The sequence below is a fragment of the Alteromonas sp. NFXS44 genome, assembly GCF_040148705.1.
Taxonomy (GTDB): domain Bacteria; phylum Pseudomonadota; class Gammaproteobacteria; order Enterobacterales; family Alteromonadaceae; genus Alteromonas.
This window is the reverse complement of the sequence record NZ_JAGDEA010000008.1, coordinates 477548-500112: the sequence shown is the minus strand read 5'-3', so window position 1 is coordinate 500112 and position 22565 is coordinate 477548. Positions and strand designations below refer to the sequence as shown.

Here is a 22565-nt window from a genome sequence, read left to right as displayed (position 1 = left end):
CAGAGCCAGAGCCAGAGCCAGAGCCAGAGCCAGAGCCAGAGCCAGAGCCAGAGCCAGAGCCAGAGCCAGAGCCAGAGCCAGAGCCAGAGCCAGAGCCAGAGCCAGAGCCAGAGCCAGAGCCAGAGCCAGAGCCGGAAGAGTCGAATGACGGCAGTGCACTTGATGAGGCACTGGCAGAGTTCGACCGGCAGATGATGGACGATATTCCTTCTTTCGCCAGTATGGACACGCCTGCGTCTTCTGAGCGTACTGCTCCGGAGGAACCTGCCGGTGACACAGAAGACAGTATCGACGACTTCAGCCTTGAGCAGGAGCAGGACGGTGAACTGCCACAAAAACCTGTGTCAGAAGAATACAATGAATTGTCTGACTTGCCGGGTCTGGATGACTGGCTGTCACAGGATCACAGCGAAGATCACAAGTTACTGGATGAGCTTGAACAGGCTGATTTTGATGACCTGCTGGGTGGACTGGGCGATGACGAAGAGGCACCGGCCGGCACTTCGCCGGTCGCTCCGGACACAGCCGCAGACAATGAACCGGCATCTCAGGAAAAGCCTGACATGTCGCTGGGCAACCCGGACCTTGACCTTGAAGCGTTGTTGTCTGATCCGCAACAAAGCATCGACGATGACACCGAAGAAAATGACTTTCTTGATGTGGAAACCCTTATCAATGACAGTGATGACGACAGTGCCATTGATGATGATGCCCCGCTGGACCTGGATGTCAGCCTGTCTGACTTCTCCGGGATTGGCGAAGATGATGATGTTATCGACATCGACAAGGATGCCGGTCAGAGTGCAAATCTTGACCTTGCACGTGTTTACGTCGAAATGGATGACTTTACCGCTGCCAGAGAACTGCTGAACGAAGTCCTTGAAAAGGGTAGCGAAGATCAGATTGAAGAAGCCAAAACAATCCTCGCCGGTTTAAGTTAGTGTCTGCGCGCTAACGCTTGCATCTGGCTAAGTGGCTGACTACACTTAGCCGGTTTTTTAGCGGGAGCAGAATTTTCATGGCAAGAATCGCCCTGGGCGTCGAGTATGATGGCGCAGCACACTATGGCTGGCAGCGTCAGCGTGAATTACCCAGTGTGCAGGGATATCTGGAAAAAGCACTGTCTGTGGTAGCCAATCAACCCATTGATGTGCAATGTGCCGGTCGCACCGATGCCGGCGTACATGCCACCGGTCAGGTGGTGCATTTCGACTTTGACGGTGAACGTCCGGACCGTGCCTGGACAATGGGTGTGAACACCAACCTTCCTGATTCTGTCGCTGTGAGCTGGGTAAAAACCGTCAGTGATGATTTTCACGCCCGCTTCTCTGCAACCCACCGTCGTTACCGCTATGTGATTTATAATTCGCCGCTGCGTCCGGCGATTCTGCTGAACGGCGTTACCCACGAATACCAGGAACTGGATGCATCACTGATGCACGAGGCTGCTCAGGCGGTGATCGGCGAACAGGATTTCACCTCATTCCGTGCTGCTCACTGCCAGTCAAAAACGCCATTTCGTAACGTTACCGGTGTATCTGTGTTTCGTCAGGGCCGTTATGTGGTTGTCGAAATACGTGCGAATGCATTTTTGCATCATATGGTGCGCAATATTGTCGGTTCACTCATTAAAGTAGGGTGTGGCGAACAGCCGGTAAGCTGGATTGCAGAACTGTTAGCCGCAAAAGACCGCACACAGGCGGCTGCAACAGCAAAACCGAACGGACTGTACCTGGTCGATGTGACTTACCCGGATACATTCGGCATTCCCCGCCAACCGGCCGGGCCGTTGTTTCTGCCGGAAACCTGAAAGCCTGATGAGCAGTCGGTGAGTAGCTTGACTTCTTAGACCAGTTTTACTTTTTACCGGGTGCGGATATGTGGTCTAATACATGGCTAAATCGCGTTCTTTTAACACTGTGCACAAATAAAGACCAACGAAGCATAGTTACAGATAACAAGGATTCTCCTTACTATGAGCTGGATTCAAAAAATTCTGCCTAAAACTCAAACGTCCACGAAAGGTAACGTACCGGAAGGTGTGTGGACGAAATGTTCAAGCTGTCAGGCTGTGCTGTACAAGCAGGAACTGGAAAAGCTGCTGGAAGTGTGTCCTAAGTGTGACAACCATATGCGTATCAGCGCCCGTAAGCGTATTGATGCGTTTCTGGATACCGGCGACCGTAAAGAGCTGGGCGGAGATTTAGAACCTCAGGACGTTCTGAAATTCAAAGATTCCAAGCGCTATAAAGATCGCATCGTTGCGGCACAAAAAAGCACCAACGAGAAAGACGCATTAATCGTGATGCAGGGCAAACTGAAAGGCATGCCGGTTGTGGTTGCCAGCTTTGAATTTGCCTTCATGGGCGGTTCCATGGCATCTGTTGTCGGTGCCCGTTTCGTGGCTGCTGTTAATGCCTGCCTTGAACACAACATGCCACTCATTTGTTTCTCTGCTTCCGGCGGTGCCCGTATGCAGGAAGCGCTGATGTCATTAATGCAGATGGCGAAAACCTCTGCTGCACTGGCAAAAATGAGCGAAAAGGGTTTACCTTACATTTCTGTGCTTACCGACCCTACAATGGGTGGTGTTTCGGCCAGTCTGGCTATGCTGGGTGACGTTAACGTTGCCGAGCCAAAAGCACTTATCGGTTTCGCAGGCCCGCGTGTTATCGAACAGACCGTTCGTGAAACCTTGCCTGAAGGTTTCCAGCGCAGTGAATTCCTGCTGGATAAAGGTGCCATCGATATGATTGTTGACCGTCGTAAAATGCGTGATAAATTACACGGCCTGTTAGAAAAGATGCATCGCCCGAATTAAGTGAATAAACAATCACCTTCTTTTACTGCGTCAGCGGATAACTCTCTGACGCAGTGGTTGGCTTACCTTGAGTCCATTCATCCCACTGCCATCGATATGGGGCTGACGCGGGTGAAGCAGGTCGCTGACAAACTCGCCTTAGATTTTTCAAACCAGACTGTCATCACCGTTGCCGGTACAAACGGCAAAGGCACTACTTGCCGCTTCATCGAACAAGCCTGCCTGGCGCAGGGTAAAACCACCGGTGTGTATTCCTCTCCCCATCTGCTGGATTACCGTGAGCGTGTACGCATCAATGGCGACATTGAAGCAGAACGCTTGTACTGCGAAGCCTTCGCTGCAATTGAACAGGCCAGAGGTGATATCAGCCTGACCTATTTTGAATTCGGTACGCTTGCCGCCATGCTGATGATGGTGAATGCCGGTGTCGACATTGCTATTCTTGAAGTAGGTCTTGGTGGCCGGCTGGATGCAACCAATATCATTGAACCGTCTGTTGCTGTTATCACGACCATCGGTCTGGATCATATGGACTGGCTGGGAGATACCCGTGAAGCCATCGCCATTGAGAAAGCAGGTATCATGCGCAATAACGGCATTGCGGTAGTAGGAGAGCGCGAGCCGCCTTCAACGCTGGATGAGTACGTCAGTGAACATCAGGTTGATACCTGGTGGGCCGGCCGGACGTTCGGTACAGAGCAGCAGGGTGACATGTGGCGCTGGTATCATGAAGATGAGCAGACTGCCTGGTTGCCCATGCCGCAAATTCCGCTGCAAAACGTGGCGACAGCACTGGCAACATTGAAACGGCTGGGGTTGTTTCCTGACAACACCGCACTGCAACACCTTGTCAGTACGGTGAATGTGCCCGGACGCAGACAAACCTTATCCCAATCGCCTGAAGTGCTGGTTGATGTGGCCCATAATTCACAGGCCTGTGCATTAATGCGCGACTGGGCGGACAGCGGATTAAACGGTAAACTGCATATTGTTGCCGGTATGCTGGCAGATAAATCACTGGCCGCCACGCTGGATGAACTGGCGGGCGTAAAGGCGAAGTGGTACCTTGGTAATACCAGCGGGCCAAGAGGCTTAAGTGGCAGTACCTTAATGTCTCACTTACAGCCACATCAGCGGGCACATGCCAATGCATTTGATTCGGTAACCGCCGCTTATAAAGCAGCCCGTGAAGCAGCAAATGAGAATGACCGCATCCTGGTATTTGGTTCTTTTCTTACCGTTGCGGATATATTAACGTTTCACAAGGACAGTAGTATCCAATAGGAGTAAACAGTGACCCCGGCGTTACATAACAGACTGGTCGGCACCGTTATTCTGGTCGCGCTGGCAGTCATTTTCCTGCCAGATTTTCTCGACAGAAAAAAAGAAACGAATCAGGACGAATTTGTCAGTGTGCCGGCTACGCCGGCGACTAAGCCTATTGTGGATCCCGAACCGTTTCCTGTAGACCGCGTTGCGGGTGTCACCCAACGTCCGCTGGAAGTGGTCGATGAGCCTGCGGTTGATGATGAAGCTGCACAGGTTGCTGCATCGTCAGAAAAAGCACAGCAAGCTATTGAAGACGACCTGGCCCGTCAGACAGTGGTGGAGCAGCCTGCGCCGGAAGCCGTTGAAGGCAGCTGGGTGGTGCAGCTTGGCAGCTTCCGCCACCAGAAAAACGTAAAGCAATTACTCGTAAAACTTGAGCAGGCCGGCTACCGTGCCTTCAGCCGCCCTGTGGAAACCCGTTCCGGTCCGCTGACGAAAGTGTTCGTCGGACCAGATACCGACAAAGCAAAATTACAAAAAGCAGTGCCGCATTTGCAGGAGATCACCGGACTGAAAGGGAAGGTGGCTACATTCAACGCCGAATAGCTTCCGGCGGCAGGTGGCAAGTTTTTCTTACTCAAGCGGGAAGTTACCCGGTCCGCGTTAAGATTACACATTGGTAATCTCCGGGGCTTCTGTTAGAATGCGCGCCATCTCGCAGCGGGGCAGTCACACTGCGTGCTTAACGACAGACGGATAGTATAACGCTTCATGAATTGGGTTGATTTTTCCATTCTCGGTATTATCGCGGTTTCAACGCTGATAAGTCTGATGCGTGGCTTTGTGAAAGAAGCCATTTCCCTGGTTGTCTGGTTCGGTGCACTATTTATTGCCAGTGAATTTCATGCCGATCTTGCTGTCTATTTCACGCAAATAGACGACGAGGTGCTGCGCAATGGTGCTGCAATCGTTGTTCTCTTTATTGTTACGCTGGTACTGGGTGGTTTATTTAACCACGTTGTCGGCCAGCTAGTACAAGCTTCAGGATTATCCGGCACAGACCGGGCGTTAGGCGCAATTTTCGGCGCTTTACGTGGCGTACTGATTGTAAGCGCACTATTGTTCTTTATGGATACGTTTACTGATGCAGCAAAAGCCGTTTGGTGGAGCCAGTCTCTGCTGATACCGGAATTTGGTGTCATCATAGAGTGGTTTTTCACCTTCGTGAAAGGCAGCTCCAGTTTTCTAAAACCCGCTTGATATAGGTAAAGCAAATGTGTGGTATTGTCGGAATTGTTGGTAAAACACCTGTTGCTCAGTCACTCTATGATGGACTGACAGTGTTACAGCATCGCGGACAGGACGCTGCTGGTATCATTACGATCGAACAGAATCGATTTAATCTGAGAAAAGCAAATGGCCTGGTGCGGGATGTTTTCCACACACGCCATATGAAGCGTCTGTCAGGAAATATGGGTATCGGTCACTGCCGTTATCCCACCGCAGGCACATCAAGCTCTGCTGAGGCACAGCCTTTCTACGTAAACTCACCTTTTGGTATCGCGTTTGCGCATAACGGTAACCTTACCAATGCACACGAACTGCAGGACGAAGTGTTCCGTATTGCCCGCCGTCACATTAATACCTCTTCAGATTCTGAACTGTTATTAAACATTCTGGCTCATGAGCTGCAGCAGGTTGCCGACTTAACCGTAACTGCAAAAGATATTTTCAAAGTGGTCACAACCGTCCATAAGAAGATCCGCGGTGCCTATGCCGTGGTTGCTGCGATTATCGGACAGGGCCTGGTAGCTTTCCGTGACCCTAACGGTATCCGTCCTCTGGCGCTGGGCAAGCGCATTACAGAAATGGGCGAAGAATACATGGTTGCTTCTGAAAGCGTGGCTCTGGATGCAGTAGGTTTTACCTTCATCCGTGACGTAGCGCCGGGCGAATGTGTATACATCACCGAAAAAGGTGAACTGCATACCCAGCAGTGTGCTGAAGTACCGGCCACTTCCCCGTGTATTTTTGAATTTGTTTACTTTGCCCGTCCTGATTCATTCATCGATGGTATTTCTGTCTATGCTTCCCGCGTCAACATGGGGCGTAAGCTGGGTGAGAAAATTGCCCGCGAGTGGGCCGACCTCGATATCGATGTGGTCATTCCTATTCCGGAAACCTCCATGGATGTGGCGCTGCAAATCGCCAATACCCTTGAGTTACCTTACCGTCAGGGCTTCGTGAAAAACCGTTATATCGGTCGTACCTTCATTATGCCGGGACAGACCATGCGTAAGCAGTCTGTACGCCGTAAACTGAACGCAATTTCTTCAGAATTTAAAGGCAAAAACGTACTGCTGGTAGATGACTCTATTGTACGGGGCACCACGTCCGGTCAAATCATCGAAATGGCCCGTGAGTCCGGTGCGAAGAAAGTTTACTTTGCTTCTGCTGCTCCTGAGATCCGTTTCCCGAATGTGTACGGTATCGATATGCCGTCTGCCAATGAACTGATTGCCTACGGCCGTGAGATTGACCAGATTGCAGATCTTATTCAGGCCGATGGACTGATTTTCCAGGACATTGAAGATCTGGTTGAAGCGGTACGGGAAGAGAACCCTGAAATTCAGCGCTTTGAAACGTCAGTATTCGACGGTAATTACATTACTGCTGATATTGACCAGGATTATCTTGAGCGTATCGATATTGCCCGTGGTGAAGCGTCAAAGAGCGGCCCTGTGGTGCAGGCAGAATTGTCTAACCTGGAAATGCACAATATGGATTCTGACAACTAAACCGGAAATCCGCGCACGAAATAAAAAGACCGCTCTCAGAGCGGTCTTTTGCTTTCGAATATGGATGAAATTTAGTGATCAGTGCACGTATACCGGACCGAAGCCCATACTCCACATGATCACGGTGCTGGCCATTAAAATAGCCAGAAGTACCAGTCCGCACGTCACTACAGAACTGGCATAAATGAACCCTTTACCATCCGGTATATGCATCATAATTGGCGTACCTGAATAAAGCAGGTATACAGAGTAGGCGAGTCCGACCAGACCTACAGCCATCACGAACCAGAGTTCCGGATAAAGACCAGCAAACCCCGTCATAAATAACGGTGTCGCAGTATACGCGGCAAGATCTAAAGACTCGGTATAATTGGGCTTGGCGTCAAACGCATTCGCAAGCTCATGAATCATGTAGGTAAGAATAAGCACACCGGCTATCAGGCCAAAATACATGCCCACTGCCAGCATTGCTGCGCTTTGCTCGGTCAGTTTTATTAGATCACCGGCACCGATACTCCAGCCAAGGTGCGCGCCGGAATAATACGTGACCAGTGAAGGTATCAACGCAATAACCCCGATATGACTAAGGGCATACACACAACTTTCATGTCGTCTGTCTATGTCCTGCCATTCTTCACGGGGATGAGTGTATATGCCGAGCAAGTGATTCAATATCATATTTTCACCTTATTGTTACCGGCGCTGCGTGCAGCGTTGATCATATTTATGTTTGTTTATGGTTAATATAATTAACATTAATTTTACAATAAGTGTTGATCATGTTTGGTGCAGGGTCAAATATTTTTTGCTTAAAAAATGTTCAGTTTTGTGAGTGATTGAATTTGCTGAAGATATTAAAGCGCAGAAAATCGGGGCCGAAAGGAAATATCCGGCCCGAATTGGTTAGAAGGGAAGAAACAGACGTTGTTTACGGCTACTTGAGCTGAAAATGTCCGAGAACTTTGGTTATCTGGCCTTTTTCATCTGCCAGTCCCACGCCCACAGCTTTTACATAACCGGTAGCAGAGGGGGGAGAGTCAGCAAAATACTTTTTCATCGCTGGCAGGGCGGGTGATGCTTCTGCGGCCAGCAATGTCATATGCGGCTCAAATTGTGCAAATACATTAGGGCTGCCATATTGTTCGAACACCGCCTTCTTTTGCGGATAGGCATTAACCCACGCAGGCAGTGGCGCTGAAAGATCTCTTAACGGGGACAAGGCATTTGTTAGTTTATCCGCCAGATGTTGCAGTTCAGTTTCTTTCACCGCATCGACAAATACCCAGTTCCCTGCGGTTACCGTAAATCCCTCAGCTTTCAGGGGCACTGCCGGTTGTGTGGTTGTGAGCATTTTTACTTTCGCCAGTAAACCGGGAATAGCGGCTTCGTCGTAAGTGGTGAGGTACAACGTAATATGAACAGGAAATCCCTGTTCGTAAAAGCTCTCCATACCGTTCTGCTTCAGTTTATCGCTTACCGAGGCGACTGTCTGCTCTATGTCCGCAGACGGTACAGCAAAAACATTAACAGACACACTTTTTGCCAGCGCAGCAAAAGACAGTAAACAACCTGACAAGATTGCAATAATGGACGCACTTAATTTCAACGGCTTATCTCATGATGTAGAATAACGAAAACCCTTTCAAATACCGGCAGTCAATCTGTTGGTGATCAGCAGGGAGTGGCAGGCATCAACGCTACTTGAAACAGCGCTTTCCCACAAGTCTGATACTTCAATGAATGCTAAGGATAAACATGGAAAAACACATTTTCTTGTGCCGTCATGGTCAGACTGAGTGGAACCGTGACAAGAAATTGCAGGGGCAGCTGGACAGTCCGCTGACAGAAAAAGGACGGGCACAGGCGGCTGAGCTGGCAGCGAAGGCCGGGAACTGGGATATTGATCTTGTGGTCAGCTCACACCTTGGCCGCGCGAAAGATACCGCTACAATTTGTGCCAGCTCGCTGGGGCAGTCCCATAAAGTGTACCAAGGTTTCTGCGAACGTAACTTTGGTGAATGGCAGGGAAAGGAAACCAGCGGACTTGCAGCCTATCAGGCGTTTAAAGAACACCGGTATACCCGTCCTGATCTTATGCCTGACAACGGCGGTGAAAGTGCCAACATGGTGACAGAGCGATTTATGACAACCTTTCACTCACTGATGAACAGCGAAACGGCTTCCCGTATTCTTATTGTCAGTCATGGTGATGCGATGGCCTGTATCGCCCGCAGTTTCGGTGAAGGCCGTACTATTGATAATTGTGGCGGCATGTTGCTTGGTTGGCAAAACGGTAAACTGCACTGGCAACAGTGGATCGACTAAATATACTCGGCGGATTTGTGTTAGGATCCGCGCCCGGCTGCGCCCTGAAGGGCGTTGTCTTTATTTAACTGATATGAATTAACCTGAAAAAGCAGTGCTGGCCGCAGATGAACGAATTACTCGCACCTATCCATTCATTTTTACAGTGTGAAACCCCTGATCCCTGGGTTGAAAAAGCCGCGGAAAAAGACAATCTGGCGGTGGTACTGACTGATCATTTGATTTGCGAGCTTAAAGCTGCGCAAAGTGCCATGTTTCTTATCCGTCGCTATGCGGTAGATAAGGAAAGCGGCGATGCCTTACTGGCATGGCTGAAGCCTTTCGAAGACTTTGCTTACCGGAAAGAAGGTGACTGGCAGTCACTGCTTAAACATAACAAATTGTCGAAATCGATTATTCCCAAGTCCGGCACACCTTACGGCCAGGATCTCATTGATAAAATGGTGCTGCTTATCAAAGAGGAACTGCATCATTTTTTCCAGGTACTGGAAATCATGAATGAGTACGGCATTCCTTATGAAAATATCGCTTCAAGCCGCTATGCAAAAGGACTGATGCGTCACGTGCGTACTCATGAGCCGGCAGCCCTCACAGATAAACTCATTTGCGGCGCGTACATTGAAGCCCGTTCCTGTGAGCGTTTTGCTAAATTGGCCCCCCATGTTGATAAGCGTCTGGGCGATTTTTATATTTCGTTGCTTCGCTCGGAAGCCCGACATTATCAGGATTATCTGACACTGGCAGAAGAGATTGCCGGTGAGGATATTGCAGAACGTATTGCTTTTTTCGGTGAGGTAGAAGGCGAACTGATAACCTCACCGGATGAGGATTTTAAATTCCACAGCGGTTTGCCGGTCAGTTAATTTAACTGAACCGGCAGTCTGAGAGATTTATTGCGGGGCAGGTCCGGCACCATTTGATTTGGTTTCAGTGGCCGAGCCGGTTTGAGAGGTAAGGGCTGCAACCATAGCATTGTCGCCTTTTAATAAATCGGTGAGTGAACCACCGGCTTTATCTACCAGACCGACTTCCCGTAACAGAGCATCGACAACCGGTGCGTTGGCACGGTAATTCAACGCTGCCTGCGTGACCTGATCGGCCATACTGCCTCTACCGGTGCTTATTGTACCGTCTGCACCGCCGGCGGCATTGCCGGTACCGTAGCCCTGCAGAATTTTAATGCCTTCAATATTTTCCAGCGGCTTCACGGCGCTGGCGATTATTTCAGGCAGGACTTTCAGAATTGCCAGTGCTTTTTGCAGCTCAATCTGTTCGTTTTTCAGGGTATTTTCAGCATCGTACAACGCCTGTTTACCCGCCGCTTCTACGGCCAGTACTTTTTCATCGGCCTGCGCCTGCAGCATTTTCGCATCCGCTGTGGCTTTGGCTTCAGTTAAAATGGCTTCAGCCGCATTCTCCGCAGCTTCTTTTTTCGCCTGAGCTTCTACGGTAATACCCACTGCTTCCCGTTCCGCTTCTTTACGGGCGTCAATCACTTCAATTTCCATGCGACGCTTAGCTTCTGCAACCTGACGGGCTGTGGTTACCGCTTCTTCTTTCTCTACCTTAGTCTTTTCTGCTTCTGCTGCTTTAGCTCGTGCGGCAGACTCTTCTTCTGACTTGGTAGCAACCGCAATTTGTTTAACCTGTTCGGCTACTTCGACGTCCTGCTGCTGGGCAATACGGGCTTCTTCCAGTGCTTTGCGCTTGGCAATTTCACGGGTTTCCAGCTCACGTGACTTGTCAATTTCAGCTGCTTCAACGGCTTTTTCTTTGGCAATGCCGGCTTCACGTTCTTCCCGTTCTTTTTGCTCCCGCTGTTTAGCGATTTCAGCTTTTTGCTCCTGACGCTTAAACTGCAAAACCTGCTCCTGCATCAGTCGGGCTTCTTCTTCTTCCCGTTTAATATTCAGCGACTCTTTTTCCGCTTCCAGATTACGGGTTTCAATCTTGATGCGGTTTTCTTGCTGGATATCGTTGGTTTCTTTACGCTTCTCTTCAATGATTTTTGCAAGACGGGCACGACCTTCAGCATCAAAGGCATTGTTCTCATTGAAGAAATCCAGGTCGGTCTGATCGAAGCCGGTTAAACTTACCGATTCCAGTTCCAGACCATTTTTCTCAAGATCGTTTGCAACACTCTGCTGCACTTTCTGAACGAAATCTGCACGCTGTTCATGCATTTCGGTCATTGTCATTTCCGCAGCCACGGCGCGAAGTACGTCTACAAACTTCGACTCCATCAGCTTTTTCACTTCTTCGGCCCGGGTTGTACGGGTACCTAAAGTTTGTGCCGCCATGGAAATGCCGCTGGCACTGGGCGCTACACGTAAGTAAAAGTCGGCTTTTACATCCACCCGCATGCGATCTTTGGTGATCAGCGCATCTTTCTGGGTTTTTTCTACCTCAATACGCAGGGTGTTCATGTTCACGGGAATGATTTCGTGCACCACCGGCAGCACTATCGCACCGCCATCTTTAATGACTTTTTCACCGCCCAGACCGGTTCTGACGAAGGCCGTTTCTTTAGTGGCCCGTTTATAAAGCTTAGCGAAAATAAGACCAATGGCCAGCAGGGCGATAACGACAACAAGCCCGATGATAAGAACGGCGGGCAGATTATTAGCAGAGTAGGTTTCCATATTTACAACTTCCTTATTGCTGCAGGGTTATTTATATCGGGTAGCAAGCCAACTATGCAGGCTTTTCTTTACGAGGATGATTTTTTCTCCGCGGGTGAAGGTTTCATCACTTTCAAAAGGCTCAACCAGTACATAGTGAACCTGGCGGTAACGATCAGTAAATTTCGCTTCCGCCGGACTGCCATTACGGGCAACGCCTATTGTGATTTCTCCTACAGCGCCAACAAATTCATCATTGTCGATGGCACTGCTTTCATTTTTTGGTAACAGACCTGCCAGTGCGCTGCCAAGCCGGCCGGTGAGGGGCAGGGAAACGAAAATAGCAATTGGAACGCCAGCCGCCGGCGGTAAGAAGCGTCCGCCCAGAAAGCTGGCGTAAGACAGATTCAGTATGTAGCCGGTGAGTCCGAACAGGGTAAGAAGCAGAATGAACCAGATCATCACCGGTAATTTGTCCAGCGACAGCCAGTTGGTAAGGGCGGCCAGTCCTGACACAGACTCACCACCACCAAGGTCGGGTTCAGGCATATCGTCGAAAATGCCTAATAAACTAATCCCCAGCGCCATGCCGAGTAATTCAATAATGAACAGTAAGATGACAATGCCAACTGCTGCACTGAACAGAAAATTGGCATCATGAAAGAAGAATGTGGACATTTTTTCACCATCCTTGATGAATCCTGATTGCTATTTTTATAACACATTCTTATCAAATTGCGAGGAGTTTACAACGATCTCTAGTGCAGGTGAGATCCCTCAAGGGCTTCACCGCTGGCATTGTAAAAACCACTGGCACCGGCTTCTATAAAGCCCTGGTGTACCATGTTGGTGAGAAACGGATCGGTATGATCATCGCCAATATCGGCATAATCAGTTGTCTGATATCCGTAGCGACTTGCAAAAAATGCGTTGATGCCTGCCTGTTCATGAGACAGCGACTGCTGTTGCCAGTGCATTTTCTGTTCGCCTTTAGTCACAGTGAACGAGACAATTAATTGCAGGTTGTCTGCCCATACCAGCTCGATGTGCCCGTTTTCACTGCCGGCAGTGTAACGGGTACGGATATCGCAGCCTGACCCCTTTGAATCCTGTTTCTCCAGCCCGTCGATAAAGGCCTGCTTGACCAGCTGATTGCGGTATTCCCAGTCGTTATCAACGCGGCCATGAATATTTTCGCCGGGCTGATATTCAATGCCACGTTTGTAAGCATCAAAAAAGCGTGTTTGTTTTACCCGTTCATGCACATGTTCCCAAACCTGCGTGATGTCGCTGGCAGGATACTGGTGCGCCACCACATCCGGTTTTCGCCATAAGGTCAGTGAACGGCTCCGAACTTTGTCGTTGGTCGTCTCAGTAAGGGTATAGTCCGCTTTCACCCAGTTCTTTTCAGCATCACACTGAACCGGTTCTTCAGACGTTGCGGCAGTTACCGCTGAAGTAAACAGAGTGGATGCGGATAAGAGCAGTCCGCAGAGAATAGTTTGAGATTGTTTCATTATTTATTACCAGCAAAAAAGGGACGACCAGACGGACGTCCCTGTATTCATAGCTTATTGTTACTCGATGGCCGCTTCTGCGTCATCAATCAGACTTCCGGCAAAATCCATAACATGGAAGATAACGCTTTGCTCGTTAGTGCTGTTGACGAGGAATGCGCCCGGGCCTTTTGCATAAATGCCAACGTCTTCACCTGAGTGAGTTTCAGATGAAAGCGGGATTAAAGACTCCTGGTGGAAACCGGTAGCAGTGGTATCAACATCTGCCAGATCCTGACGGCCGGCGTTGACATCATAGTTGTAGATTTCGTCTGCATCGGTTTCGTTACCCAGGTCACGGAAGCCGTTACCGTTCATGTAACCAACCGTGGTGTATGGCATACCGTCGGCCGCAGTTGCTGCTTCGTCTGCGCCTACGTTAACCACTTTGCCCAAAATCGGATTACCCCGTTTGGGATAACCGGCAATGGTAAATACGTGGCCGTGGTCAGCCGTGACGATGATTAATGTATCTTCATCATCTGTTAACTCATCAGCTACAGCTACCGCATCTGCAAGGGCAATCGTATCGGTCAGTGCACCGTAAGCGTTACCGGCGTGGTGGGCATGGTCAATACGACCGGATTCCACCATCAGGAAGAAGCCGTCATCGTTATTATCCAGAATTTTAATAGCAGCTTCTGTCATTTCGCTGATTGACGGTTCACCGGCTACATCGTTACCGCGGTCTGCGTCGTATTGCATGTGCGATTCATTGAACAGGCCGAAAACACGCTCAGTGGTTTCTGTGTCGAGTCCGTCAAAACCGGCCTGATCGTACAGGTAAACACCATCAGGATATTGCGCAGACCATTCTGCGGTCAGATCACGTCCGTCTGTTCGGTCACCTTCAACAGCGCTGACAGCGTCAGGGCTGTTAAACGCAGCATCTTTAGGCAGGAACGAGCGGCGGCCGCCACCCATAACGACTTCGATACCGTCAATGTCTGCACCAAAACGTGCTTCTGTAGCTGCTTCAAAACCAACCAGCTGCGCGGCAATGTCGGTACAACCGGCAGTAATAGCCTCAGAAGACATGTCTCCATCATCTTCCCAGTTACGGTCAGCTGATTTGGCGTAAGTCGCCGCAGGCGTTGCGTGAGTGATACGTGCAGTAGACACGATACCGGTTGATTTCCCGGCCAGTTCTGCCAGTTCCAGCGCCGTTACCAGCTCATTACCGGCAACGGTGCTACAGTCACCGCGAACAATATTTTCGTTTACACCAATTACGCCAACATCGGTTTTCACGCCGCTCATCATCGCAGTCATGGTGCCCGCTGAGTCTGGTGTTTGTGCATCAACGTTATAGGTTTTTGATAAACCGGCGAAAGGGAAGCGGTCGAAACTCAACTGGTTCTCTTCACCGTTGTCACCGTTCATCTGGCCTTCCATGATACGGGCTGCCGTTACAGTAGACACGCCCATACCGTCACCGACGAACAGGATAACGTTTTTCGCTTTACCTTTCAGCGATGCAACAGCCGCTTCCACAGAAGCGTGTTTGGTCACGGTGGTATTACTGGTAATAGTCTGAACGCCGTCCACAGAGGTTGTGCCGGTCGCATTCAGCCAGGTGGTTTTAGCCGCTTCAACTTCCGCCTGACCGGCAACGAAATATTCGTTGTTCAGGCTGGTCAGCAGCTCACTGGTCGCCACTTCTGCGTTGGCCGGTACACACACATAACTGGTTTCAGAAATTTCGCTGTCGCTTAATGCGCCGTCTCCGTCAGCATCCAAGCCTGAATCAAAACGTACGCCACTGTTCGGACAGCTTGCATCGCCGGTGGCCAGTTCAGTTTGTACTGTCAGACTGTTTAATCCGTCAGTACCGTCAGTACCGTCAGCGCCATCATCACCGTCAAGAGAACAAGCGGTCAGGCCGGCCATGGCCATGGCTAAAAGGCTATATTTAAATACTTTCATGATGTCCTCTTCTTATTCTTCAATCAGTCCGAGAGACTGGTTAATCAGGTGGAATACAACGCTTTGCTCAATGACACCCTGAATTAACTGGCTGCCTGGGCCTGTGCCGTGCAGGGCAATGTCTTCACCGGAGTGAGTTTCTGAAGACAGCGGGATAAGCGCTTCCTGGTGGTAGCCTGCAGCAGTGGTATCCACGCCGGTAATATCCATACGGCCAGCATTGATTTCTTCGCTGTAGATAGCGTCAGAATCGGTTTCTGTGCCCAAGTCGTTAAAGCCGAAACCATTCATGTAGCCCACAGTGGTATAAGGCATGCCGTCAGCAGCAGTAGCCGCTTCATCAGCACCCACGTTAACCACTTTGCCCAGGATCGGGTTACCGCGCTTAGGATAGCCGGCAATAGTAAACACGTGGCCGTGGTCAGCCGTGACCAGAATCAGTGTTTCTGAAGGATCGGTATTCGCTACCGCAGCTTCGATAGCCTGCTCAAACGCCAGCGTTTCAGACAGTGCACCTGACGCGTTGCCCGCATGGTGAGCGTGATCGATACGACCTGATTCCACCATCAGGAAGAAGCCTTTGTCGTTGTTATCGAGAATGTCGATTGCTTTAGAGGTCATTTCAGCAATTGAAGGCTCACCGGCAACATCGTTGGCGCGGTCTGCCTCGTACTGCATGTGAGATTCGTTGAACAGACCAAACAGACGGGTAGTGGAAGCGGCATCCACCGCATCGAATCCGGCCTGATCGGTTACGTAAACACCATCGCTGTACATCTCCTGCCACTCAGCAGTCAAATCACGGCTGTCAGTACGGTCGCCTTCTGTTTCGCTTACCGCGTCATTGCTGTTAAACGCAGCATCATTAGGAAGGAAGTGACGGCGGCCGCCGCCCATGGCAACATCAATACCGTCAACGTCTATACCGGTGTAACGGCTTTCCAGATAATCTTCAAAATGTACCAGCTGGTCGGCAATGTCAGCACAACCTTCTGTGACTGCCGCTTCCGGCATATCAGATACGTCTTCCCAGTTGCGGTCTGCTGATTTGGCATAAGTGGCTGCAGGCGTCGCGTGAGTCAGGCGGGCAGTTGATACCACACCGGTAGACAGTCCTTTAATTTCAGCCAGTTCCAGTGCGGTAATCACTTCATTGCCGGCAACTGTTGAACATTCGCCACGTTCGATGTCTTCATCTACACCGATTACACCCACGTCTGTTTTCAGTCCTGACATCATGGCTGTCATCGTACCGGCTGAATCCGGAGTCTGGGCATCTACGTTATAGGTTTTTACCAGTGCAGTACCGGGAAAGCTTTCCCACGCTAAGTAACCTTCTTCACCGGGGTTGCCCGCCAGCTGGCCTTTACGGATACGTGACGCCGTCAGCGTTGAAATACCCATACCGTCACCCACAAACAGGATTACATTTTTGGCTTTAAAATTATTGGTGGTTTCCAGTTTCTCAGTGATTTTGGTTTGTGCGTCGGTGAACCAGGCACTTTCAGACTGATAAGCAGGGAGCACATCCGCCTGCAAACCAGTTGAAACCGCCAGAGCCAGAGCGCTGACAGAAGCTTTCCAGTTAAATTTCATTATGACATTCCTAATTATGTTTTTGATTACCGGCGCTGTAGACAGAAGCAGCCGTGTGTCTGCGGCAGGGGGCGGGAAGCAGGCTGGTGATGTGTGTAACCTCTCTTCCCTGAAAGTATCGGTTCCCCGACCGGACGGTGAAACAGAGTAGGCGGCCTGTATGACGAACAGGTTAATCTGAGATGAATGATTTATGTCGGATTGATGTCGGTTTTGTGAAAAATGTTATAACATAACATATTGTTTTAACTGATTATTTGAGGGGCGCAGTAAAGAAATGACTGGTCTCAGGCAGTTACCTCTGCTTATTTTCAGTCTGTGTACACTTCACTTAGTTTAATCACGATCCACCCGCTGATGTAGATGTTTTGAGGGCGGCGTGCGTCGTAAATAATCCCGTTCTCGTACATGAAACTCAGTTCTTTGCGACTGAACTGAAGATGGTTTTTCCGGTAATAATTTCTGAGCAGGAGTGGTTTATCAAATTTGATGTGAGTTTCAGGTGACACGGGTTCACTGAAACCAATATTTCCTACCGCTACCGTAATATTTTGCTCATCTGTTGCAATGACTTTTAAGGGCACAAAACGATATTTAATGTCACTGGATCTATCCAGTTCATAATAATCAACAAACAAAAAGTCACTTTTTCTCGGCTGGGAGATAATCGTAGAGGCAACAGCCTGCAGATACTGACCGTGTAAAAGGTAAATCGCAATCAGACTGCCCACCGCCAGAAACTCCCAGTGATTTTTCACAAACTCAATGAAACCAGCGCGCTTACCCACGATCAAAATCCTTTTGATTCTCCATATTGTTAGCTTTGTATATATCCACAGACAGGTCAAGCAGGGAAAAGCGGCGATGAGAGATATCCGTTTGCGGAAAAATTTCAGGGCGAGTTCTTCAAACCGGACTTTTGCGGGTCATTCTTTAGGTGGTTTGCCCGGCGCTCACGCGTTATTCAAACATCCTGATATGTTCGATAATTATATACTGGGCAGTCCGTCGGTTTGGTATAACGATAATGAAATTCTTCAATCAGCGACAATCAATCCATCTCAAAAAATAAAGGTATACCTTTCCGTAGGGAATTTAGAGAAACCATCGTTTGGCGAAATACAGGATATGGTCGCAGGAGCAGAAAGTCTGGCTAAGAAGATAAACGAAAATAAGGATGAGAATATTACTCTTAAATTTCAGATTATTGAGGGGGCCAGACATACAAGCGCATTCCCGACCACCCTGGTACAGGGGCTAGAATGGGTTCATGGAAGAAATTAGTCGGATATTGTAATTGCATTGCTTTTATCTGAGTGTTTAATTCACAATTATCGAAAAATTTGTCAAAACAAGGATGTTGAATGAAATTTATTGCTTTATTTTATCTTCTAATCAGTGTGACTTCCGTGCATGCAGCTATGGATGAAATCCCTTTACAAGTTACTGATGACGGGCACTTCAGCCTCAAAGCTGCTGTCAATGGGAAGGAAGGGAAATTCATCCTTGATACAGGCTCAACGGGTTCTGTTGTTGGCATGAGTAAACTTGAATATTTCGGTATCAAAATAGCCTCAAGTGGTATTAATGGCGTTACTGCCGGCGATGAGAAAGAAGGCACAACCCAAACATTCCCTGTCAGTATCCAGTCTTTGGTCATAGGGAGTTACGAGCTGACGCTCAGGAATATCTTTGCAAATTCAATAAGGCAATTAGGACCTGATATAGATGGAATCATTGGTCACGATGTAATTGTTGAATTACACGCATTAGTTGATATCAATAAAGGCAGACTTTTAGTTCCGGAAGACGAAAGTGACACTAGAGATTTTTTTTCAGGAGCTGATTCGAAGTATACCGCCATTCCTCTGTTGCAAACTGAAATAGGATTTACCCTGGTCAAAGCAAAGCTTGAGCAGCATGATGTTGTTTTACTGGTCGATTCAGGTGCACAGCAAACCGTCTTGGACAGGTCTGTATTATCCGGAAACTTCGGATTTAAATTGGATAATCATCCGAAAGCAAAATCAGTCAGCGAAAACGGGGCTGAAACACCTATGAAAGTCCTCATGAATAAAACAATAAAAATCGGTAGTGCGGAAGTTAATGACGATTTTCTTGTCACTGAACTGGGTGCTCTGAGACAGGCTGTCGGTTCGAAATATGGAACTGTTATAGGAATAGTCGGAAATAAAGAGTTGGCTTCCATTAATAGTATAATTGATGTAGCTAACAGCACCTTGTATATGCGAGATAAATAAAATCGTTCTTAGTATTCAGAGAATAGCGGACATAAGGTGGTCTGATTAGAATCGTCTGCTAAAGACAAACAGTGGACATTCAACGTTGTGATTCTCTATTTCTGCCATTGGTCAGAAGCGGACATTAGGCCGAATGGCCGAGGACGGCTAATTTGAATAATCGGCTCGTTCAGAATTTAATAGTTCCTGAATACCTGACGCGATATACATTTGCTAATGGTAGCTATCTGGTTTTAGACTCAAACTTCGCCTTTCCGCAGCCAGTCTAATTAAACTGAAGTCATCTCCGAATTCGTGTTGAGAGTTGGCAACGTTGCTTACAGAGATAAAGCTGATAAGTAGGATTGCATCCATTGTGCATTACTTATCAGCTTTTGTTCGGGTAACCGAAATGCGGGACCACTAATACCTACTACGGCTTCCAACTGCCCCTCCTTAAAATAGGGAATAGCTACACAGTTCAGACCCTTCTCCACTTTCTGAACATCAAGTGCAAATCCTCTTGCGCGAGTTACTTCGATAGCCTTTTCGATATCTTCACCAATAGCCATCCGATGCTCCGGTTTCATCCAGTCAAAGATATCCGGTATCCACGCCATTAACACAAGCCCGGCTGCTGAGCCTGGCATCGGTGTTCTCAATCCTTCAGGAGAGGTGTGTTTAATTGCTTTATCACATTCGAGACCAGCCAGAAAAAATACTTCTCCCCCACTGGGTACCGCGATAAAACTCGTTTCCTCTGTTCTTTTTGTAATGTCAGCCAGCAAAGGCATCAAAGACTCTCGAAGTTGATAGTCATTTCCAGAAACTCTGGACAGGTTTGAAATGTGACGACTGAGAAAATACCCCGTACTTCCCTGATTTCTGACAACATAACCAAGCTGACATAGCGTCTTAAGCAGATTATGTGCTGTCGTTTGTTTAATACCAGAAAGACTGGCTATTTCCTGGAGTTTTGCCTCTCCTCCGTTTCTCGCAATAATTTCCAGAATTGCGAATGTTCTTGATACCGACTGAATCATATAAGTCCCGAAAAGAGAGAAAATTCAACAATGGTGAATATTTTAAGCTTATCGACGAATAAATCCACTTTATTGATTTATTAATGAACCTGCCAATGCATTGCTCCGTTTCAGGATCAGAAACTAGCGTGGCTGCCAACATGTCAACGAGGTCGATCGCGCCAGATATTCATCACTACCGACTTTTATCGGTGACATCTGACTACCCTTTGGAGAACGTGATATGAAAACGATGATTGCAACCGCAACAGCGCTTACGGGAAAAGAAGACATTCTTGCCTCACTTATCGACGACCTTGCAAACAAAGTTCGCAAAGAGCCTGGAAATATAGATTTTAGTGTTTTTCATGACAAAGCAGAGCCTTCCACATTCAGGATGCTGGAAAAGTACATCAGCGACGATGCATTTTCTGAACACCTAAACTCTGAGCATGTAATCAGCTTCAATAATGCTCTTGAGAATATTGTCGAGGGAGGCGCATCATCCGTCGTTCAACTGGAAACCCTCTCTGCACCACACTTTGCTCATCAACACATCAGAGGTATTGACCATGTTGGTCTGTGTGTACCAGATATAAATGCCGCTACATCATTTTTCACACAAGCGTTCGGCGCGAGTATCGTGTATGACGTTCAGTCACCGCATGAGCCAGCCATGGCGGGAAAAGAGGTTGAACAACAGCTTGGCATCCCTTCTGGTGCGAAGATAATTCACATGCGATTGCTGAGAATTGGAGACAGTGCGACTATCGAAATGTTTCAATTTGAAGATACCAACCAGCGTGAGGCTATATCACTGAGCGACTTCGGCCTTAACCATTTGGCTCTTTATGTCGATGATATCAAGGCTGCCGCAAATAATTTCGAGGCAGCAGGCGGGGAATTATTATCGGCAATTCACCCCCTTTCAGGTGTGGAAGAAAGTGAAAACAACTCGGGCGTTTATGGCAAAGCCCCATGGGGAACCTATATTGAGTTGATTACCACGCCGGACGGTATTGATTACTCTCCTGAAGCAAAAGTGGCCAGATGGAAACCATCACCCTCGAACTGCTTATCTCCAGTCAGTCATGGCATTCACCGTCAAGAGGCATCGGAACTGCTGACTGAACAAGGAGTGGTTAAAATGACAATGTTTTTAAAGCGCAAAAAAGGCATGTCGCATGAGGATTTTGTTGAGCATCACATCAAGAAACATGGCCCGCTTTTTCGTCAAATTCCTGGTGTCCAGGACCATGTTCTGAGATACATTCAAACTCATCCCATTGATGTAAAAGATGTAGATTCTGATAATGCTAAATTCGACGGCACAGCAGAACTCTGGTTCAGATCACAGTCTTCTCTGAACAAAATTATGGACTCAAGTTTTTATAGAGATGTCGTTTTTGAAGATGAAAAAACGTTTCTTGACCATGAAAATACGCTAATACAGCTGGGCAATCAGGTAAACATTATAAGTTAAAAATTTACGGAAAAGCCGCTTCAAGCGGCTTTTGGTCAGGAGCGGACTTCTTGTTACGGGCTTCGCTCGGAGTGCATTGTACGTATTGCTGCCGTTCAGCGCGACGCTTTAAACATCTGTTCGCTTTATTTTTCACTCACCAGTTTTGCGAACGCTTAAGTGTATGACTCAGCGGGGATTAATCTGTACTATGCTAATATTGATTTATTTATACGTTATTTTTCAAGGATGATTCAAATTGAACGATGAAAATTTAAAGCTTTATGAAAAGATGTATCTTTTTGAAATAGAGCGAAGAGAAAAAATTAATGCTCGTCTAAATCTCCCTATGGCAGTCATTGTCGCCATTTTTGGGCTTCTGTCGTATGTGTTTAATTTTAACACACACTCTTTCACTACGTGTGAAAATTTCGTCTTCTATATACTCCTATTCTTTGCATCTATTTCGTTGTTTTTTGCATGTTATCATTTTAAAAATTGCTGGTCAGGGCTGGTCGATCAATATATGCCTACTGCGAAGGTCATAGAAGACTACTACCAAACTTTAGAGTCAACATACGCAGAATTTGATGAAAGAGAAGATCTTGTAAAGTCATACTTCAATAAATTCCTCTTAGAGAGTTACACCGAGTATGGCTCCTTCAATGCCAAAAATAATGACTATCGTTCCGAGCAACTTTACTTTACTGTAAGAGCATTGAGCGTTAGCTTATTTCTAGCCTTAATTGCAACCATCGTATTAAAAATAATGGCTTTAACTTAAGAGGTAAAAGAATGTCTAAACAACCACCTCCTCCGCCGCCGCCACCGGGACCTAGAAATGTTAGGAACCACAATGTGCCCAAACCTAAACCCCCAGGGAAAAGGCCATAACGAAACGCTAGTGTTACACCCCTTCTGTCCATGGG

Annotated in this window: 22 protein-coding genes; 13 read left to right on the top strand and 9 right to left on the bottom strand. The window is 48.0% G+C overall.

The annotated features are described in order from the left end of the window. Positions 1-191 precede the first annotated feature (191 nt). The 7 genes from J3369_RS13265 (at position 192) to purF (ending at position 6888) form a co-directional block, all read left to right on the top strand. Entirely contained in the window at positions 192-941 is a 750-nt protein-coding gene (locus J3369_RS13265; RefSeq protein WP_349587628.1) for a FimV C-terminal domain-containing protein, read from the top strand. Between the two features lie 77 nt (positions 942-1018). Continuing rightward, positions 1019-1810, top strand: coding sequence for a tRNA pseudouridine(38-40) synthase TruA (gene truA, locus J3369_RS13260; RefSeq protein ID WP_303575628.1), 792 nt, complete (start codon positions 1019-1021; stop codon positions 1808-1810). A 165-nt stretch (positions 1811-1975) separates the two neighbouring features. Then, complete coding sequence (gene accD / locus J3369_RS13255) at positions 1976-2821, top strand: acetyl-CoA carboxylase, carboxyltransferase subunit beta (protein WP_303575627.1); 846 nt, start codon at positions 1976-1978, stop codon at positions 2819-2821. Next, on the top strand, positions 2822-4105 hold the full coding sequence (folC, locus tag J3369_RS13250; protein ID WP_349587623.1) for a bifunctional tetrahydrofolate synthase/dihydrofolate synthase: 1284 nt from the start codon (positions 2822-2824) through the stop codon (positions 4103-4105). Between the two features lie 9 nt (positions 4106-4114). Further along, positions 4115-4696 (top strand): SPOR domain-containing protein, encoded by a 582-nt coding sequence (locus tag J3369_RS13245; protein WP_303575625.1) that lies wholly within the window; start codon positions 4115-4117, stop codon positions 4694-4696. Between the two features lie 165 nt (positions 4697-4861). Further along, the gene (locus J3369_RS13240) at positions 4862-5350 is read left to right on the top strand and encodes a CvpA family protein (RefSeq protein WP_119501821.1); all 489 of its coding nucleotides are present in this window, start codon (positions 4862-4864) and stop codon (positions 5348-5350) included. 14 nt (positions 5351-5364) lie between these two features. Next, positions 5365-6888, top strand: a complete 1524-nt coding sequence (gene purF, locus J3369_RS13235; RefSeq protein WP_303575624.1) for an amidophosphoribosyltransferase — start codon at positions 5365-5367, stop codon at positions 6886-6888. Between the two features lie 78 nt (positions 6889-6966). On the opposite strand, the gene J3369_RS13230 is transcribed toward purF, so the two are convergent. Both J3369_RS13230 and J3369_RS13225 read right to left on the bottom strand, forming a co-directional pair. Further along, entirely contained in the window at positions 6967-7566 is a 600-nt protein-coding gene (locus J3369_RS13230) for a Yip1 family protein (RefSeq protein ID WP_349587618.1), read from the bottom strand. 256 nt (positions 7567-7822) lie between these two features. Then, positions 7823-8494, bottom strand: a complete 672-nt coding sequence (locus J3369_RS13225) for a 2'-5' RNA ligase family protein (protein ID WP_349587616.1) — start codon at positions 8492-8494, stop codon at positions 7823-7825. 149 nt (positions 8495-8643) lie between these two features. Between J3369_RS13225 and J3369_RS13220 the strand changes: the two genes are divergently transcribed. Together J3369_RS13220 and miaE are read left to right on the top strand one after the other, a co-directional pair. Continuing rightward, positions 8644-9213 carry a histidine phosphatase family protein gene (locus tag J3369_RS13220; protein ID WP_349587614.1) on the top strand — a complete coding sequence of 190 codons (570 nt, stop codon included), beginning with the start codon at positions 8644-8646 and terminating at the stop codon, positions 9211-9213. Between the two features lie 107 nt (positions 9214-9320). Further along, a complete protein-coding gene (gene miaE / locus J3369_RS13215) occupies positions 9321-10076 on the top strand; it encodes a tRNA isopentenyl-2-thiomethyl-A-37 hydroxylase MiaE (RefSeq protein ID WP_349587612.1) in 756 nt (251 codons plus the stop codon). Between the two features lie 27 nt (positions 10077-10103). On the opposite strand, the gene J3369_RS13210 is transcribed toward miaE, so the two are convergent. From J3369_RS13210 to J3369_RS13185, 6 genes are all read right to left on the bottom strand, one after another. Then, positions 10104-11855: a flotillin family protein gene (locus J3369_RS13210; protein ID WP_349587609.1), complete on the bottom strand. Its 1752-nt coding sequence runs from the start codon at positions 11853-11855 to the stop codon at positions 10104-10106. A 27-nt stretch (positions 11856-11882) separates the two neighbouring features. Next, on the bottom strand, positions 11883-12512 hold the full coding sequence (locus J3369_RS13205) for an OB-fold-containig protein (RefSeq protein WP_119501810.1): 630 nt from the start codon (positions 12510-12512) through the stop codon (positions 11883-11885). An 80-nt stretch (positions 12513-12592) separates the two neighbouring features. After that, on the bottom strand, positions 12593-13351 hold the full coding sequence (locus J3369_RS13200; RefSeq protein ID WP_349587606.1) for a hypothetical protein: 759 nt from the start codon (positions 13349-13351) through the stop codon (positions 12593-12595). 60 nt (positions 13352-13411) lie between these two features. Next, positions 13412-15316, bottom strand: a complete 1905-nt coding sequence (locus J3369_RS13195; protein ID WP_349587600.1) for an alkaline phosphatase — start codon at positions 15314-15316, stop codon at positions 13412-13414. A gap of 12 nt (positions 15317-15328) precedes the next feature. Next, positions 15329-16912, bottom strand: a complete 1584-nt coding sequence (locus J3369_RS13190; protein WP_349587597.1) for an alkaline phosphatase — start codon at positions 16910-16912, stop codon at positions 15329-15331. Positions 16913-17223: 311 nt separating this feature from the next. Next, positions 17224-17700 (bottom strand): hypothetical protein, encoded by a 477-nt coding sequence (locus J3369_RS13185; RefSeq protein ID WP_303575617.1) that lies wholly within the window; start codon positions 17698-17700, stop codon positions 17224-17226. A gap of 76 nt (positions 17701-17776) precedes the next feature. Between J3369_RS13185 and J3369_RS13180 the strand changes: the two genes are divergently transcribed. Continuing rightward, positions 17777-18196 carry an alpha/beta hydrolase gene (locus J3369_RS13180; protein WP_349587594.1) on the top strand — a complete coding sequence of 140 codons (420 nt, stop codon included), beginning with the start codon at positions 17777-17779 and terminating at the stop codon, positions 18194-18196. An 80-nt stretch (positions 18197-18276) separates the two neighbouring features. Then, positions 18277-19173, top strand: coding sequence for an aspartyl protease family protein (locus J3369_RS13175; protein ID WP_349587591.1), 897 nt, complete (start codon positions 18277-18279; stop codon positions 19171-19173). Positions 19174-19490: 317 nt separating this feature from the next. On the opposite strand, the gene J3369_RS13170 is transcribed toward J3369_RS13175, so the two are convergent. Beyond that, positions 19491-20195: an IclR family transcriptional regulator gene (locus J3369_RS13170; protein WP_349587589.1), complete on the bottom strand. Its 705-nt coding sequence runs from the start codon at positions 20193-20195 to the stop codon at positions 19491-19493. A 223-nt stretch (positions 20196-20418) separates the two neighbouring features. On the opposite strand from J3369_RS13170, the gene J3369_RS13165 reads away from it, so the two are divergent. Both J3369_RS13165 and J3369_RS13160 read left to right on the top strand, forming a co-directional pair. Then, on the top strand, positions 20419-21657 hold the full coding sequence (locus J3369_RS13165; protein WP_349587586.1) for an EthD family reductase: 1239 nt from the start codon (positions 20419-20421) through the stop codon (positions 21655-21657). Positions 21658-21895: 238 nt separating this feature from the next. After that, the gene (locus J3369_RS13160; protein WP_349587584.1) at positions 21896-22420 is read left to right on the top strand and encodes a hypothetical protein; all 525 of its coding nucleotides are present in this window, start codon (positions 21896-21898) and stop codon (positions 22418-22420) included. The last annotated feature ends 145 nt before the right edge of the window (positions 22421-22565 follow it).